We start from the raw sequence: 1,051 nt of genomic DNA on the forward strand, positions 1-1,051 counted from the left end.
TCTACGACCACAAGCACCAGGATCTCTCGCCCGAGGACGCGAGTCAGGGCCTGTCGCGCATGTCCACCGACATCTGCAAGGCGATCTACCGCAAGCTCGCCGCCGACGGCACGGTGTTCACGCCGCATGTGTTCCGCACGCTGAAGGCCACCTACTACCGCTCGGCGCTCGACCTGCTCGAGGCCTATTGGGCGGATGCCAGGATGAACGGGCTCGCCATCGACCGCCACGCCGAGGAGCGCAGCATCGAGATGTTCGGCGAGAACATCGTGCGTGCGGGGCAGCTCTTCATCGAGAACCCGCAGGAGACGCCGTTCATTCCGACGTGGAACCGCGTGCACTCGGCCGACCCCACGCTGCTTGCCGATTTTCGCGCCGCCGTCGCCGCCGACACCGAGGAATTCGGCTGAACCCCGCATCGCGCGGGCGGCGGGGCGCTGTTAGCGCCTTACAATCGTCATCGGAACCGTGCTAACCCGGCTGCGACGACATTCTACCGGAAAGGTCCGACCATGATCACCCCCGCCGCCGCCAGCCTCGAAGCCGAGAAAATCTGCCGTCTCGCACCGGTCGTTCCGGTGCTTGTCATCGACGACGTGGCCCATGCCGCGCCGCTGGCCGAAGCGCTCGTCCGGGGCGGCCTGCCGGCGCTCGAGGTCACGCTGCGCACCCCCTGCGCGCTTGAGGCCATCGCCGAGATGGCAAAGGTCGAAGGCGGCGTGGTCGGCGCCGGCACCCTGCTGACCCCCGAGGACGTGGCCGCCGCCGTGGACGCGGGCGCCAGGTTCGGTGTCTCGCCCGGCGCCACCGACCGCCTGCTTGACGCCTGCGAGGAAGCCGGCCTGCCGCTGCTGCCGGGCGCGGCCACCGCCTCCGAGGCCATGGCCCTGCTCGAGCGCGGCTACACCGTGCAGAAGTTCTTCCCGGCCGAGGCCTCGGGCGGCGCCCCCGCGCTCAAGGCCATCGGCGCGCCGCTGCCGCAGATCAGCTTCTGCCCGACCGGCGGCGTGAGCATGAAGAACGTCAACGACTACCTGTCGCTGTCGAACGT

1 protein-coding gene and 1 pseudogene are annotated in these 1,051 nt (G+C 69.5%); both read left to right on the plus strand.

The genetic code is table 11. From position 1 onward, the window contains the following. Nucleotides 1-410, plus strand: a pseudogene (locus HC022_RS27325) (glycosyl transferase); the annotation flags it as partial. 102 nt (nucleotides 411-512) lie between these two features. Beyond that, the coding region (gene eda / locus HC022_RS27330) for a bifunctional 4-hydroxy-2-oxoglutarate aldolase/2-dehydro-3-deoxy-phosphogluconate aldolase (RefSeq protein ID WP_167454464.1) at nucleotides 513-1,051 on the plus strand (539 nt) is incomplete at its 3' end.

Source organism: Salipiger sp. HF18, assembly GCF_011806505.1.
In the GTDB taxonomy this organism is placed as follows: Bacteria; Pseudomonadota; Alphaproteobacteria; order Rhodobacterales; family Rhodobacteraceae; genus Salipiger; species Salipiger thiooxidans.